The organism is Tumebacillus lacus (assembly GCF_026410385.1).
GTDB lineage: Bacteria > Bacillota > Bacilli > Tumebacillales > Tumebacillaceae > Tumebacillus > Tumebacillus lacus.
In genome coordinates this window covers 69,571-85,003 of record NZ_JAPMLT010000007.1, presented here as the reverse complement: position 1 = coordinate 85,003, position 15,433 = coordinate 69,571, and the positions used below count along the sequence as shown (strand labels likewise).

The window sequence follows — 15,433 nt, the reverse complement described above, 5'->3', positions numbered from 1 at the left end:
TATCATTTGCAATAACTGCGGTTAGGCATGCGTAAGGGCTGCAATATAAGTCTCGATACGACTCTTTTCTTCAAGAGCTACCCTCATTCCTGCCCAATCCCCACGATTTCCGCAATCAATCGCCAATTGATCGTACCTTTTCACTTCTCGCTCCAGATGATGCTTCTGCAACAGCAAGATCTGCTCTGAAACGATCCTCTCCACGTATTCCGGCCGCCGTTCAAAACCTTCCGACTCCGATTCCATGACGAGCGATGTCGCGAGCCGCACCAGCTCCCGGTCGTCCAGACGACCGATAAAACGTTGCGGGTCCGCATGTTCCTGCTCGGCATAGAACGCGTACAGATGTGCCAGCAGCGCTCCGTGTTCATCCACAGAAAATTCATCTGCCAGCGTGTCTTGAACTTGTCTTGCCACCCCTTCATCGATTAACATATAAGTAAGGAGCTTGCGTTCCGCCCGGATATGCGGCGGAAAGTCAGACGCGGTCCGGTGCATACCGGTGCCCATTCCTGCGGCATTATTTCTATTAGTATTCCACTTCCTGTCAGGTTTATCCCCGATGGGCGCCTTTTTTCTGGTCAGCGCCACCTCTTCGAGCAACGCTTCCCTCGGGTAGCCGAACTCCTCTGACAGTTCTTTCAGGTGCGTTTCCAGCTCGACAGGACTTTGCACCGTCGACAAGACTTGAGAGATGACCGACTTGATGTAGTCCTCCCGTCCTTGCTGTGTCGCGAGGTTGAAGTCTTTGCGCAACGCCAGCATGCGGAACGTCGTCGTCGAGGACGCGTTGTCCAGCACGACTCTGGTGAACGCTTCTTTGCCGTACGTGCCTAGAAACTCATCAGGGTCCATCCCGTCCGGTATGGTCGCGACCCTGGCCTTGACTTCGGAGCCCGACTCTTTGACGACATCCAAGGAGCGCAGCGCTGCTTTCTGACCGGCCTCATCGCCGTCGAACATCATGACGATCTCCTGCACGTTGCGTTGCAAGAGCCGCACCTGATCGACAGTCAAGGCCGTCCCGAGCGCCGCGACCACATGACCGATCCCGTGCTGATGCGCGGTGATGACGTCCATATAGCCTTCGAGCACGATCACCTGACCGACGCGCCGCATGTCCGGACGGGCACGGTGCAGGTTGAACAGATGACGCCCCTTGTGGAACAAAGGGGTCTCTGGTGAGTTCAGGTATTTCGGCTTCGCGTCTTTGTCCATCACCCGGCCGCCAAAGCCGATGACCTGACCTTGACCGTCTTGGATGGGAAACATGACGCGATGGCGGAACTTGTCAAAGCATCTGCCTTTTTGATTCGCGCTTTCCGACAATAAACCTGCTTCGAGAAGCAAATCTTCTTGAAAACCCCGCTTGAGCAGAAATTTGAGCAACACATCCCAGCCCTGCGGTGCATAGCCCAGCGAGAACGCCTCCATCGTGGTGCGCGTGATCCCGCGTTCCTCCAAGTAGCGGAGGGCCGGCAGACCGACGTCCGTGTTCATCAGGATGTGGTGGTAGTATTTCGCTGCGAGGTCGTGTGCGCGAAACATTTCTTTCCGTCGTTTGTACTCGGGAGACTCGACGTCCTCCATCTCGGCAGCAGGCAACGCGATACCCGCCCGTTGTGCCAGCCGTTCGATGGCTTCAAAGAATGTGATGCCCTCTTTTTCGATCAGAAAGGAAAACAGGTTGCCGCTCACACCGCATCCGAAGCAGTGGTAGAGCTGCTTATCCTGAGAAACAGAAAAAGACGGACTTTTCTCGTTGTGGAACGGACACAGGCCGACATAGCCGCGACCTGTTTTCTTTAACCGTACATATTCTCCGATGACGTCGACAATGTCAAAATGTTGACGAACTCTCTCGACAATCTCTTCTGGAATCCGGTGTCTCAACAGACATCACCCTTCTGTAAAACATGTGAAGTCTACTGGAGTACGTTAGATATTCGCCAACTTTCAACAATCTCCTTCTGTGCGTACGACAGATTTTTCCCGAAATCGCACCTTGCACAGGTGATAAATATTCTACGATAGGAACTAGATTCCTGCTTGTTTCTCCAAGAGATTAGACAAGATTCGACAAAAATCTTTTCTCCAAAATACGTCCCTAGTATAGACGTGCCCATTCAAAAATATTCCACATCATTACAGCATTTTTGACGTTTTGTCAAGAGAAACCTGTTCCAGCTTTCTTTAATATGTACGCTTTATTTCGCAAAAAATCCTTCCTGAAGCGATGACTTTCCCATTCTGACACGAAATGTTCACACAACATGAAAAAATCCCGTCGCAGAGGACGGGATTTTTATGTTATAGCCGCTCGATTTACGGCTGTCAGCCGCGACCGCCGCGTTTGATCACGTCCATGATGATCGAAGCGGTCTCTTCCACCGCTTTGTTGGAGACGTTGATCACCGGGCAGCCGATCTTGCTCATGATCTTTTCCGCATAGTCCAGTTCCAGTTTGATCCGCTCGTGCTGCGCGTAGTTGGCCTGAGAGCCGAGGCCGAGCGCTTTGAGCCGCTCCGTGCGGATCAGGTTGAGCTCATCCGGCGAGATCGTCAGGCCGATCACTTTGCGCGGGTTGATCTCGAACAGCTCTTCCGGCGGTTCGACCTCCGGAACGAGCGGCACGTTCGCCGCCTTGAACCGCTTGTGGGCGAGAAACATCGAGAGCGGTGTCTTCGAAGTGCGGGAGACACCGATCAGCACGACGTCGGCACGCAGCAGGCCGCGCGGGTCTTTGCCGTCGTCATATTTGACGGCAAACTCAATTGCCTCCACACGGCGGAAATACTCGTCATCGAGCTGATGCACAAGGCCCGGACGGTTTTTCGGGGTCTGGTTGTTCACCTTCGAAAACGCGTCGATCATCGGACCGAGGATATCGACGGCGACGACGCCGTTCATCACCGCGTAGTCCATCAGGTAATCGCGCATCTCCGGCAGCACCAGCGTGAACGCCACGACGGCGTTCGTTTCCTTGGCCGCCTGCACGACCTCTTTGATCTGCTCTTGATCATCGACGTAGCCGACTCGGCGGATCTCCACCCGGCCGCCGTTAAACTGGCTCGCGACGGCGCGAACGACAAACTCTGCCGTTTCGCCGACCGAGTCGGAAATAACATATACAATCGGTTGTGACATACGACCGCCTCCTAAGCGAGCTGATTACACAAGAGAGCCATTTACACTTCTTTGTTTTCACCCAGTTCGACGAAGATCTTGGCGATGGTCGTCTTGGTGAAGCGTCCGATCACTTCGAGGGTGCGCCCGCTGTCGTCGAGCGGCTTGACCACCGGGATCGAGTCGATCTGGTAGTCGATCAATTTCTTCGCGCCGTCATAGACGGTCTCGTCGCCGGTCAGGGTGACGATGTTCGGCATCCGCGTCATCGTCAGCGAGACGGGAACTTCATGCGTGTCTTGCTTGCCGATGGCGACTTTGAGCAGGTCTTTGCGCGAGACGACCCCGGCCAGAATGCCGTGGTCTTTGACGACGAAGATCGTGCCCACGTCTTCCATAAACATCGTGACGATCGCATCGTACACCGACGTGTTCTCGGCGATGACGATCGGCACGGCTTTGTGTTCTTTGATCAGCATCTTTCGCAACTGCTCGCCGAAGATCTGGCCGTTCTTTTTTCCGGCGTAAAAATAGCCGACGCGCGGGCGCGCTTCCAAAAAGCCCGCCATCGTCAGGATCGCCAGGTCCGGGCGCAGCGTGGCGCGGGTCAGACCGAGTTGATCGGCGATCTGTTCGCCGGTGATCGGACCTTCCGTTCGCACGATCTCCAGGATCTGCCCTTGTCGTTTCGTCAGTTCGATGGTGCCCACCACCTTCTATGCCATCAATGTGCCATACTACACTGTGTCAGCAATGATATAGTATATACTATATAACAGGATACAGCTTCCCGCCACGCTTTTGCTTGAATTTCCTTTTCCTTGGGCATACCAACAAGACACAGATGTCCGCGCAGAAAGGAGTCGTGAGCAGGATGGGCTGGTTGATGTATGCCTTGCTCTCCGCCGTCTTTGCTTCCCTCGTCGCCATCCTCGGCAAGATCGGGGTGCAAAACGTCGACAGCAACGTCGCCACCGCCGTGCGCGCCGTGGTGATGGCCGGCGCAACGATTGCGTTTATCACGTTCCAAGGCACGATTGGGCAGATTAAACAGATCGAGTTGAAGCCCCTGATGTACATCTTCATCTCAGGTCTGGCCGGAGCGGCGTCCTGGATGTTTTACTTCGGCGCGTTAAAACTGGCCCCGGCCAGCAAAGTCGCGCCGATTGACCGGCTGAGCATCGTGTTCACGATCTTGCTGGCCGCGATCTTTTTGAAGGAAAAGATCTCGTTCGGGATCATCGCCGGCGTCTTGTTGATCGTGTTCGGGTCGATCTTGATCGTCCGGGCATAAGAAAAAAGCCGTGTCCTCTCCACGAGGGCACGGCTTTTTTGGTGTGCGGATTTGTTTTGTATTACGCGACGATCTCGCCGAAGTCGGCCACGAGTCTTACATTGTGGATGACTGCGTTCAGCAGATTCAGACGGTTGCGGCGGACGTTTTCGTCTTCCGCCATGACCATCACTTTATCGAAGAACCCGTCGATGTCCGCTTTCAGGCCGAACAGCTCGTTCAGGATCGCGTCGTAGTCGCGGGAAGACAGGAGCGGCTGGACCGCTTCTTCGACCGCACGGACGCGCTTGTACAGCGCTTTTTCCGCGTCGTCTTGGAGGTATTCTTCCGAGACGGCAGTGCCTTCCGCTTTTTTCGCGAGGTTGTTCGAACGTTTGAACGACTCGACAGCCGGCAGGAATCGTTCGTCGGTCAGCGCGTTCATCATCGCTTTGGCACGGCCGACCGTCGCCAGCACGTCGCCTTTTGCGACGGCGAGAACGGCGTTGATCACGTCGTAGCGGACGTTCTGCTCTTGCAAGAGCGTCTCGAGGCGCAGGGTGAAGAAGTCGAGCACGTCTTGCTTCACTTGCTCCGGAGCGACTTTGCCCACGCCTTGTGCCGCGATGCCTTCGAGGGCAAGGTCGACCAGATCGCCGAGGTTCAGGCTCAGGTTGTGGTGGAGCAGGTTGGTGACGACGGCAGCCGCTTGACGACGCAGGCCGTACGGATCTTGCGAACCGGATACTTTCAGGCCGATCGCAAAAGAAGCGACGATGGTGTCGACCTTCTCGGCGATGGAGAGCACCGTGCCCGGCAAGGTGGCCGGAAGGATGTCGCCTGCGTTGCGCGGCAGATAGTGTTCGAAGATCGCTTTGGCGACCGCTTCGCTCTCGCCGTGCAGCTTGGCGTATTTTTCACCCATGATGCCTTGCAGCTCGGTGAATTCATAGACCATCTGCGTGGTCAGGTCAAACTTGGCGATCTCGGCTGCGCGGTCGAGGGTCGCTTGTTCGGCGTCGGTCAGCACCAGCTTTTGACCGAGCTTGCCTGCCAGCGAACGGACGCGGCGGACTTTTTCCGCGACGGTGCCGAGGTCTTCGTGGTAGACGACCGTTTCGAGCTTTTTCAAGTTCTCGGAGATCGGCGTCTTTTTGTCTTCTTCATAGAAGAAACGGGCGTCAGACAGACGGGCACGGAGCACTTTCTCGTTGCCGCGGCGGACGACGTCCAGCGAGCGGTCGTCTCCGTTGCGGACGGTGACGAAGTTCGGCAGCAGCTTGCCTGCTTTGTCGAGCACCGGGAAATAGCGTTGGTGTTCGCGCATCGAGGTGATCAGGACTTCTTGCGGCACGTCGAGGAACTCTTCTTCAAACGAGCCCATCAGCGCGGTCGGCCACTCGACGAGGTGCACGACTTCTTCGAGCAGGTCTTCGTCGATCTCGACGTTGGCGTTGTGCGCCTGTGCCAGCGCGTCGATCTGCTTGAGGATCAGTTCGCGGCGCTCGTCTTGGTCGACGAGGACGAAAGCGTTTCGCAGCGTTTCGATATAGGCGGTCGGCGACGGGATCGTGTATGCACCGTTTTCGTGTTGATAGTCGGTGTTGCTGAGGAAGCGGTGACCGTACGTCGCGCATCCGCTTTCCACGCCGGTGATCGACAGCGGGATCACGTCATCGCCAAACAGCGCGACCAGCCAGCGGATCGGGCGGACGAACCACAGGTCATGGGTGCCCCAACGCATATGCTTCGGGAAGTGCATAGAGGTGATCCATTTTTCGAGGCCCTGTTCCAGCAGGTCTTGGGTGGCGCGGCCGACCGTCTTTTTGTTTGCAAAGACGTACGGAACGCCGTTCAGCTCTTTGAAGAACAGGTCGGCGGTGGAGACGCCTTGACCGCGGGCAAACCCTTCCGCCGCTTTCGTCCAGTTGCCTTCCGCGTCCTGCGCTGCTTTTTTCGCCGGGCCTTTCATCTCTTCTTCAAGGTCCGCTTGGTTCGTCTGCAGGCCTTGCACGAGCAACGCCATGCGGCGCGGGGTGGCGTAGGATTTCAGCGAGGTGTAGGTCAGGCGCATCTCCTCCATCCAAGCGGCAAACTTAGATTCCATCTGAGCAAGTACATCAGGGAGAAAACGGGCCGGGATCTCCTCGGTCCCGATCTCAAGAAGAAAATCACGGGTGGTGGTCATGGCTTACTGCTCCTCCTTCGCTGCTGCATCTGTTTCTGCGGACGGCTCCGTGACTTCAAACTGCTTCACGTACGCCTGTGCGCAGAGGCGGGCCAATGTGCGGACGCGGCCGATGTAACCGGTGCGCTCGGTGACGGAGATCGCACCGCGCGCGTCGAGCAGGTTGAAGGTGTGCGAGCATTTCAGCACGTAGTCGACAGCCGGCATGACCAGCCCTTGGTCGATGGTGCGGCGTGCTTCCGCTTCGTATTTGTTGTACAGGTCGAACAGCATCGCCGTGTCGGACACTTCGAACGTGTATTTGGATTGCTCGTACTCGTTGCGCTTGAACACGTCGCCGTATGTCACGCCATCTGTCCATTCGAGGTCAAACACGTTCTCTTTGTCCTGAATGTAGGAAGCGAGACGCTCCATGCCGTACGTGATCTCGACAGCGGTCGGGCGGACGTCGAGCGAGCCGACCTGCTGGAAGTAGGTGAACTGGGTGATCTCCATGCCGTCCAGCCACACTTCCCAGCCGAGGCCCCATGCGCCGAAGGACGGATTTTCCCAGTTGTCCTCGACGAAGCGGATGTCGTGGTCGCGCGGATCGATGCCAAGACGCTTGAGCGACTCCAGATAGAGCTCCTGCACGTTTTCCGGGCTCGGTTTGAGAATAACTTGGAACTGGTGATGCTGGTACAGGCGGTTCGGGTTTTCGCCGTAGCGACCGTCTGCCGGGCGACGGGACGGCTCCACATACGCGATCTTCCAATCGTTCGGACCGAGCACGCGGATGAACGTCATCGGGTTCATCGTGCCGGCCCCTTTCTCCACGTCGTACGGTTGAACGAGCAAGCAGCCCTGTTCAGCCCAGAACTGTTGCAACGTGAGGATCATGTTCTGGAAATTCATCTTCATCTTTTCTTCGACTCCTTTTTGGGCAATTCGAAATCAAAAAAGCTCTCGTCCTGTGCGCAAATAAATTGCACAAGGACGAGAGCTGTTGCTCCCGCGGTTCCACCCTGTTTGGAACGCCTTTTTGATGCACGTTCCCGCCTCTTTCACTCACGATCGCTCCGGAATGCCTGTTTCGCCAAGCGCCAATCCCAGGCTCACACCGTCCCTGGGTCGCTGTTATCGGTCTCTCTCGGGTACTTTCTTTCCTTCAACGCGATCATATGGAATTTGAGGATCATCATAGCAAATCGTGCAGGGCAAAGTCAAGGGGGATACCCTCATCTGAAGGTATCCCCTTTGGCATTGTCTGTTATCCCTTTGACGGGTCGTGCACATGCTCTACGATCTTGCCTGCAGGATCGATCTGAAACCGCGACTTGTCATGCTTCATCGGTTTGACATCCTTGACGGTGACGTGGCCCACGATCGCACCGTATTCGTCGAGAAGGTCGATTTGCTTGATGAAGCCGTCTTTGGTGTCGATCTTGTATCGCTCTTTGCCCACGGTGTACACGTCGAGATCGCCTTCCTGCTCCACTTTCGCCGCTTTGCCGGCGCTGTTCTTGATGTTCAAGGGATACGCCTGCGAAAGAATCTGGTTCGGCATAAATCTCGAAGTCGTTTTGGGAGGATCGGCGATGATCAGGCGATTGGTGGTCGGATCATAGCTGTACTTTTTGGAGTTGTCCCAAGCTGTGACCAGACCCACGCCGGACGGATCATAATGTTCCATGATCTCTTGACGCCAGGAACCGTCGGCCGCGATTTCATACCGGGTGACCACCCGCTCGCCTTTGACCTCCTCTTCCACCAACACCGTCGTGTCCGCGTATGGCATCGGCTCCGCAAAGGTCGCCGCCTGCTTTGGCTGTGCGGTCGTCGCTTGCTCAGACGGTGCCGGGGTCGTGACCGTGTCTGGCGAGTTGACAGACGCCCACCCGACATACATCATCGAGGCCAGCACCAAGGGGGACATGCTCAGCAACATCATAGATTTCTTTTTCATCATGACCCCTGCCTATCCTTAGAAGTTCGAGCGCCAGCGCTTGCCCTCGTAATATTCGCCGGTGCCGCCGTCACATCTCTTCATCTCGTGGTAGAGGTAGAAGGTGACTTTGTTGTTTCCTTTGGTGACCCATGCTTCTTTGTTGACACCTACGTGTTCGCCGATCACACGGTCGCCGCCATTTACGCCGTAGATCGGAGTGCCGCCAGCGTCAATGATTTCAACCGAGGACAAGCCCCATCTGTCGCCGCAGGTGGACGATTGGACCGAATACGCATGGAAGTGCTGGAGGTACCATTTGTTGCTGTAAGTCGGGGACTGATTGCCAAAGATCTCGGTCGTGTAATGAACATCGTCGAACGGCCAGGTGGTGCCGACCCAGCGCGTAACGTTCGGGTCAGTGGTCGGCGTTGCTTTGGTCGTGATCGATTCGTTGGTCGACCATTTGTACGTGTTGCCAAACGGGTTGTCCGCTTTTGCCGTTTGGATCAGGGTGTTGCTGCTCATCGTGAACGCTGCCAGGAGTGCCAAGCTGAGGATGGTTTTTTTCATTCGTTAGTACCTCCTAAAAATAAGTGTTGTTGTATTTGGATCACACTCAGATTATATAATCATAAACAAAAGACAAGCAATAGTAATTTATCTATATTTACTACAATCAGTATTATAGTCACAAAACGATACTGTTTTACAACACTCAACACAGGACATTTTTCCTGATCCTTGTTCTTGAAATACATAAAAAGACCCCGTCAGAAATCTCTGACAGGGTCTTTTTGAATGCTTATACGGAACCGACCTTCCCCGACGAAATCGACGGGTTGATCTGGCGGTGGCCGTTGTCGAGCGGGTCGAACGTCTCGGTGTGGACGTTGACGAGCACCGGGTCATGGCCGGTGTCGCTGTCCTCCGTTTGTTGATTCTGCGGACGTTTGTCAAGCACGATCTCATAGCGGGAGGCCATCGCGGCGGCGGTGGCGACGACGGTGACGGCGGGGAACAACAGCGCGCCGACAGCACCGACCGCAGTCGGCACTTTGAACACGGTGCGTCCGTCGCGCATCACGCGGATCTTCGTGTTCTGACCGGTCTTTACGATCTCTTGGAGCTTGTCCATCAGTTCGTGCCCCATCACGGTGATCCGCTCTTCCACCTTGCCCGGCAGATGCGGCAACGCGTTCAGCACGTTCGGCTTGGCCGCGTGTTCGCGGTCTTCCAGTTCGATCAGGGCGCGGATCACGTTGCCGCCGTTTCGCTCCAGCGTCTCGTAGGCGTCCCGGTAAGAGATGCGGCAACGGCTGCGCAAGATGTCCACTTTTTCCAGCATCGTCGTCTCTGCCATGAGGGGTCCTCCCTAGATTTCGTATTTGTGAAGCTGATCGAGAAACCCTCGGGAACGGAACTGCACGCCGCTGTACTCGTCCAGATATTGGCGCAAGATCTTGTTCAGCTGCCGTTTAACGTCATCGCCGACCCGCGTCTGTCCGAGCCGTCGCACGTCCATGCCCTGAAAGGTCTGCATCAACTTTAACGTGACAGGCTTCATCCAGACAGCCCGCTCGTCCGACTGGTGACAAGCACCGCAGAGCGGTCCGCCGTGCAGGATCGAGAAGCGGATGCTCGTTTCCACCGGACGAAAACAATGAGCGCAATGATAGAGTTCCGGGCGAATCCCCGCCAGATCCAGCATCTTCGTCTCATAGAGCCGCACCAGCACCTCCGGGTCCTTGTCCTCATCGGTCAGATAGTGCAACACCGTTTGAAGCAAGAGAAACAGGCTCGGGGAAGGCTCGCGGTCCGCACAGAACCGGTCTGTCAACTCCGCTACATACGAGGCATAGGCCGCTTTAAAAAGATCCTCGCGAATCGCCCGAAACGAGTCGAGCACCTCCGCCTGCGAGATCGTGCCCATGCCCTGCCGCTCGCCGATATAGAGCAGAAACGTGCCGTATGTAAAGGGTTGGCAGACCGCCGCCAAGTCGCTCCTCGGCTTCTTTGCGCCACGGGCGAGGGCTGCGATCTTGCCCATCTGTGCGGAATATAATGTGAGGATTTTATGAGTTTCACCATAGTCGACCGTGCGTAAGACGATCGCTTCGACTTTGTTCATGAACAGAACCTCTTTCACGCTGCAAACAAGAAACCCTTATCCTTCAGAAGGAGCGCCCTGCTCAGTCTCCAAGCCTTCTCCTTCCTCGATCAGCTCTATGCCCCCGCAGACGGTTTGATGCTCCTTGTAGAGCAAATAGGCGTCAATCTCACCTGTACGCTCGAAGTAGCGCCACGAAAAATCTCTCATGCAGCTCATCCTTTCGTTCCAAAGTGAGGGTGAAGCCAACATCGTAACTCTAATGTTCGCCAAGGCTCCTTGCCCTATACTATGGAAATAAAGGCAGAAAACGTGCGTGAAACGGGTGAATGGCTTACTCTTCCGTAAAGCCAAAGTTGCGCAGCAGATGGTCCCGGTTGCGCCAATCCTCTTTGACTTTGACCCACAGTTCGAGATAGACTTTCGAGCCCATCAGGCGCTCAATGTCATAGCGGGCGAGCTGTCCGACCTTCTTCAGTAGGGAGCCTTGCTTGCCGATGATGATCGCTTTTTGCGAATCGCGTTCCGTGTAGATCGCCGCATGGATGATCAACATGTTTTTCTCTTCTTTCAACTGCATCTGCTCCACTTCGACAGCGACCGAGTGCGGAATTTCCTCGCGCGTCAAATGGAGCACTTTTTCACGAATCAATTCGGCGACGATAAATCGCTCCGGATGATCGGTGACCTGATCGGGCGGATAGTAGAACGGCCCTTCCGGCAGCAGGTTGAAGATCAAGTCTTTGAGGCGGGACACGTTTTCGCCGACCTTGGCCGAGATCGGTACGATCTCCGCAAATTCATAGGCGTCTTTGTAGGAGGAGATGATCTCCAGCAGCTGTTGTTTTTCGATCAGATCGATTTTGTTGATGATCAGATAGACAGGCGTGTCTTTGACGTTTTTCAAGATCTCGATGATGTACTCGTCACCGGCGCCCTTGGGCATCGTCGCATCGACGAGGAACAGCACAGCCTCCACCTCGCGCAAGGTCTGCGTAGCGATCTTGACCATGTGCTCGCCAAGGCGGTGTTTCGGTTTATGTATGCCGGGTGTATCCATGAAGATGATCTGTTTGCCTTGCGCTTCGTCGGTGACGACACCGTGAATCCGGTTGCGCGTAGTTTGCGGTTTATCCGACATGATCGCGACCTTCTGGCCGATCATGTGGTTCATCAAGGTGGACTTGCCTACGTTTGGTCGTCCGACGATCGCGACGAATCCGGAGTGTGTTTTGCTCAACCTTGTAAATCCTCCTTAGTAAAAGAAAATGGCAACAGTTCGCCGACGCTGGTCTCCTGGTAGACACCTTTGAGGTTGGCGAGGAAGACCGGAGTGTCCGGACGGCAGAACTCGGCCATCACTTGGCGGCAGGAGCCGCACGGCGAGACAGGTCCCGCCGTATCCGCGATGACGGCGATCCGTTTGATCTCAGTCTTCCCTTCTGACACCGCTTTAAAGATGGCGGTGCGTTCCGCGCACAGGCACAACGGATAGGCGGCGTTTTCGATGTTGCAGCCTTTGACGATCTCGCCGTCTGCGAGCTCGACGGCCGCACCGACCGCAAATTTGGAATAGGGCACATAGGCTCTCTCCCGCGCTTGACGCGAATGCTCGATCAACTCACGAATTTCCATTGAAGGATCACCTTCCATTTCGTTTGACTCGGACATAGGCCCGCCAAGAGATCAGCAGCAAGACGAGAATGCCAAACGGGATCGTGGCGACGTACAGTGCCATCTCCCCGGTGCTCGACCAGTCGCGGACCCGCAGCGGGAGCAATTTATCGAAGAAGACAAAAAAACCGACGATCACCGCATGCACCGCCGCGATGAGCACAGCGGCGGCCGCCGTGTCTTTGGCGATCTTGGCAAGCGGATGATAATCGTCAGTCACCAGGTCGACGACCGCCTCGATGGCGGTGTTGAACAATTCGGCGGCGATGACCCAGATGATGGCGAAGAAGATGAGCACGATCTCGACTTTGCTCACATCGAGGAGCAAAGTCAGAACCATCGCGGCAAAGGCGGCCGCAAAATGAATCCGCATGTTGCGCTGCGTGGTCAGCGCGTGCGTCATCCCTTCGACTGCGTACGAGACGCTTTTGGTAAATTTGGGCTGTTTCAAACTGCGCATGAGAGGCCAGTCCCCCCTAGTCGCGGGTCAACCCCATCGCGACCAAAATCTCCTCTTGGCGGCCGAACATCTCTTTTTCGTCCGCTTCCGTCATGTGATCGTAGCCGATCAGATGCAGGAAACCGTGGACGGCGAGAAAGGCCAGCTCGCGTTCGAGGCCGTGCCCGTACTCTCCCGCTTGGCGGCGAGCGGTCGGCACGGAGATGATGATGTCGCCGAGCATGTCGACGCGGTCCATCTCCGCCGCTTCCTCCTCCGTTTCAAAGAAGATCTCCGGCTCGTCTTCGCCTTCTTCCTGCATGGCGAACGACAGCACGTCGGTCGGCTGGTCTTTGTCGCGATAGGTGCGGTTGAGCTCTTGGATGCGCTCGTCGTCGACCAGCGAGACGACCACTTCGCCCGCCTCGATCTCTTCGTGGCGGGCCGCGGCGATCAGCGCGCGGGTCAGCAGGTCGGCGACATCAAACGAAAACGACTCGCCCAGTTCGTCGAGGATCTCGACTTGGATGTTTGCTTCGGACATGACTCATGTCTCCTTTTGGCAACGGGATTCTGTGTTAGTTTGCTTTAGGAGGCTCCGGGTATTCGATGCGTGCGTGATAGATCCCGTTGAGCGTACGCAAAAACGCTTCGGCGATTTTGTCGAGGTCTTTGAACGTCAGGTCGCACTCGTCGAGCTGACCGTCGTTCAAGCGATCCTTGAAGATCTTTTGAATCACCGATTCGATGCGGTTGGGCGTCGGGCGGTTCATCGCCCGCACGGCCGCTTCCACCGCGTCGCAGAGCATGACGATCGCCGCTTCCTTGGTCTGCGGTTTCGGACCCGCATAGCGGAAGTCGTCGACTTTGACCGAATTGCTCTTGTCCTGCTCCAGCGCTTTGTTGTAGAAGTACCAGAGGATCGTCGTGCCGTGATGCTGCTCGCATATGTCGCGGATCGCCTTGGGCAGACGGTACTCCTCCTGCATCTCCAGGCCGTCGCGCACGTGCGACGTGATGATCAGGTGCGAGAGACTCGGTGCGATCTTGTCGTGCGGGTTCTCTTTGGACATCTGGTTTTCGATGAAGAACATCGGGCGCTTCATTTTCCCGACGTCGTGGAAGAACGCACCGACACGGCAGATCAAGGGATCGGCCTCGACCGTCTCCGCTGCCGCTTCGGCGAGATTGCCGACGATCAGCGAATGGTGGTAAGTGCCCGGCGCTTCCATCAGGAGCTTTTTCAAAAGAGGATGGTTCGGGTTGGACAGTTCAAGCAGCGAGATCGGCGTCAGGATGCCAAACGAGCTCTCGAGGAACGGCAGCACGCCGATGGTGACGACGGCGGAGAACACGCCGCCGATGATCCCGAACAGGAACGATTGCAGATACGAGCTCAGTTCGCCGCCTGTGGACGACGACAGCGCCTGCATCGCCGCGATGGTCAGCAGATTGACACCTGCGATGATAAAGCCGGCGCGCATGATCACAAGGCGGCTCTTGACCTGGGAGACGGCGAACACGCCGGTCAGCCCGGAGATGAACGAGATGAAGATCAGGTCAAATTTGAAATCGAACGCCGCCCCCGTCAGCAGCGCAAACAGAAACGCCATGACGATGCCGAGCTGCGTGTCGAACAGGATGGCGATCAGCATCGTGCCCATCGCCACCGGCGCCAGATAGCCGATGTTGGCAAAGCCGAGCGGCTCGGCCAGCGACAGCGTCTTGGTCGAGAGCGCGACGATGATGATGATGATGCCAAGGCAGAGCAGGAGCAGGTTGTTCGATCCCACCTTCGAGCCGGTCAGTTCGAGATACAGACACAGCACCAGCGACCAGAACGTGATCAAGGCGGCAAAGCCGACATACATCCGGTAGTTCGGGTCCTGCGCGGTCAGTTTCAAATCTTTGAGCTTCGACAGCGTGTCTTCGTCGATCCGCTCCCCTTGCTTGACGATGATCTCGCCTTTGTTGATCTGCACGGCAGGGATCGCCGCCGCCTCTTCGTTGCGCTTTTTCTCCGTCTGTTCGTAGTCGTAGATCATGTTCGGCCGGATCAGCGGCTTGACCATCTCCTTGACGAGCAGACGGCTGTCGCGGTCGAGTGCGGAAAAGCCCAGCATCGCATCCAGTTTGGTGTCGATGGCCGGGATCGTCGCGTCGGTAATCTCTTCGACGTAGACCTGTTGGATCAGACGGGTCGCTTCGTTGCGCAGCAACGGCAGAGTGTCGACCGGCACGGCGAGCAACTTTTTCAGTTGTTCGTCGCTGAGCGCGAGGTTCGGCACTTCCCGCTTGATCGAAGCGAGCTTGTCCTCGGCGGAGAGAGCCGGGTCTGCGCCAAAACGCCTGACCGTCTCCAAGAGCTTGTTGACGTCGGCGTAGGCCCGCTCCTCCACTTCGGTGTCTTTGTTAAACTGGCGCGGCACGTTTTTGCGCGCATTTTCGCGCAGACGATTCGTCGCCAAAGTGTCGACCGCATCGGTCGGCGCTTTGATCGACTTTTCCGCGATCGCGCCGACCTCGTAGTCGTATCGCTCAGGCAACACATTGCCGAGAAAGAGCAGATAGAGGAGCGCGGTGATGACGACGTAGATCGTAGCTCGCAAGGAACGGCTTTTGCGCAGTTCCGGACTTAGGGTAATCTGTCGCAGATGTTTCAGCAGATTGCTCCTCATCGTGGTTCGACTCCTTCAACA

16 protein-coding genes are annotated in these 15,433 nt (G+C 56.2%); 1 reads left to right on the top strand and 15 read right to left on the bottom strand.

Features of this window, described 5'->3' with window-relative positions; all coding sequences use genetic code 11:
• Window positions 1-21: 21 nt before the first annotated feature.
• From dnaG to OS242_RS12800, 3 genes are all read right to left on the bottom strand, one after another.
• Window positions 22-1,893: a DNA primase gene (gene dnaG / locus OS242_RS12810; RefSeq protein WP_267152089.1), complete on the bottom strand. Its 1,872-nt coding sequence runs from the start codon at window positions 1,891-1,893 to the stop codon at window positions 22-24.
• Window positions 1,894-2,334: 441 nt separating this feature from the next.
• Window positions 2,335-3,147, bottom strand: coding sequence for a pyruvate, water dikinase regulatory protein (locus OS242_RS12805; protein ID WP_267152088.1), 813 nt, complete (start codon window positions 3,145-3,147; stop codon window positions 2,335-2,337).
• 41 nt (window positions 3,148-3,188) lie between these two features.
• Window positions 3,189-3,839, bottom strand: coding sequence for a helix-turn-helix transcriptional regulator (locus OS242_RS12800; protein ID WP_323372945.1), 651 nt, complete (start codon window positions 3,837-3,839; stop codon window positions 3,189-3,191).
• A 161-nt stretch (window positions 3,840-4,000) separates the two neighbouring features.
• On the opposite strand from OS242_RS12800, the gene OS242_RS12795 reads away from it, so the two are divergent.
• Entirely contained in the window at window positions 4,001-4,420 is a 420-nt protein-coding gene (locus tag OS242_RS12795; RefSeq protein ID WP_267152087.1) for an EamA family transporter, read from the top strand.
• Window positions 4,421-4,481: 61 nt separating this feature from the next.
• On the opposite strand, the gene glyS is transcribed toward OS242_RS12795, so the two are convergent.
• From glyS to OS242_RS12735, 12 genes are all read right to left on the bottom strand, one after another.
• Window positions 4,482-6,587 (bottom strand): glycine--tRNA ligase subunit beta, encoded by a 2,106-nt coding sequence (glyS, locus tag OS242_RS12790; protein ID WP_267152086.1) that lies wholly within the window; start codon window positions 6,585-6,587, stop codon window positions 4,482-4,484.
• A gap of 3 nt (window positions 6,588-6,590) precedes the next feature.
• Window positions 6,591-7,481, bottom strand: coding sequence for a glycine--tRNA ligase subunit alpha (gene glyQ / locus OS242_RS12785; RefSeq protein ID WP_267152214.1), 891 nt, complete (start codon window positions 7,479-7,481; stop codon window positions 6,591-6,593).
• Between the two features lie 355 nt (window positions 7,482-7,836).
• Window positions 7,837-8,532 carry a hypothetical protein gene (locus tag OS242_RS12780; protein WP_267152085.1) on the bottom strand — a complete coding sequence of 232 codons (696 nt, stop codon included), beginning with the start codon at window positions 8,530-8,532 and terminating at the stop codon, window positions 7,837-7,839.
• Between the two features lie 18 nt (window positions 8,533-8,550).
• The gene (locus OS242_RS12775) at window positions 8,551-9,084 is read right to left on the bottom strand and encodes a hypothetical protein (RefSeq protein WP_267152084.1); all 534 of its coding nucleotides are present in this window, start codon (window positions 9,082-9,084) and stop codon (window positions 8,551-8,553) included.
• A gap of 232 nt (window positions 9,085-9,316) precedes the next feature.
• The gene (locus OS242_RS12770) at window positions 9,317-9,874 is read right to left on the bottom strand and encodes a DUF4342 domain-containing protein (RefSeq protein ID WP_267152083.1); all 558 of its coding nucleotides are present in this window, start codon (window positions 9,872-9,874) and stop codon (window positions 9,317-9,319) included.
• Between the two features lie 12 nt (window positions 9,875-9,886).
• The gene (gene recO / locus OS242_RS12765; protein WP_267152082.1) at window positions 9,887-10,642 is read right to left on the bottom strand and encodes a DNA repair protein RecO; all 756 of its coding nucleotides are present in this window, start codon (window positions 10,640-10,642) and stop codon (window positions 9,887-9,889) included.
• 36 nt (window positions 10,643-10,678) lie between these two features.
• The gene (locus tag OS242_RS12760) at window positions 10,679-10,831 is read right to left on the bottom strand and encodes a YqzL family protein (RefSeq protein WP_267152081.1); all 153 of its coding nucleotides are present in this window, start codon (window positions 10,829-10,831) and stop codon (window positions 10,679-10,681) included.
• 124 nt (window positions 10,832-10,955) lie between these two features.
• On the bottom strand, window positions 10,956-11,861 hold the full coding sequence (era, locus tag OS242_RS12755) for a GTPase Era (RefSeq protein WP_267152080.1): 906 nt from the start codon (window positions 11,859-11,861) through the stop codon (window positions 10,956-10,958).
• The gene (locus OS242_RS12750; protein ID WP_267152079.1) at window positions 11,858-12,256 is read right to left on the bottom strand and encodes a cytidine deaminase; all 399 of its coding nucleotides are present in this window, start codon (window positions 12,254-12,256) and stop codon (window positions 11,858-11,860) included. Before OS242_RS12750 ends, era begins: the two co-directional genes overlap by 4 nt.
• 7 nt (window positions 12,257-12,263) lie before the next feature.
• Window positions 12,264-12,755 (bottom strand): diacylglycerol kinase, encoded by a 492-nt coding sequence (locus tag OS242_RS12745; protein ID WP_323372943.1) that lies wholly within the window; start codon window positions 12,753-12,755, stop codon window positions 12,264-12,266.
• A 16-nt stretch (window positions 12,756-12,771) separates the two neighbouring features.
• The gene (ybeY, locus tag OS242_RS12740) at window positions 12,772-13,278 is read right to left on the bottom strand and encodes an rRNA maturation RNase YbeY (RefSeq protein ID WP_267152078.1); all 507 of its coding nucleotides are present in this window, start codon (window positions 13,276-13,278) and stop codon (window positions 12,772-12,774) included.
• 34 nt (window positions 13,279-13,312) lie between these two features.
• Window positions 13,313-15,412 (bottom strand): HD family phosphohydrolase, encoded by a 2,100-nt coding sequence (locus OS242_RS12735; protein ID WP_267152077.1) that lies wholly within the window; start codon window positions 15,410-15,412, stop codon window positions 13,313-13,315.
• Between the last annotated feature and the right edge of the window lie 21 nt (window positions 15,413-15,433).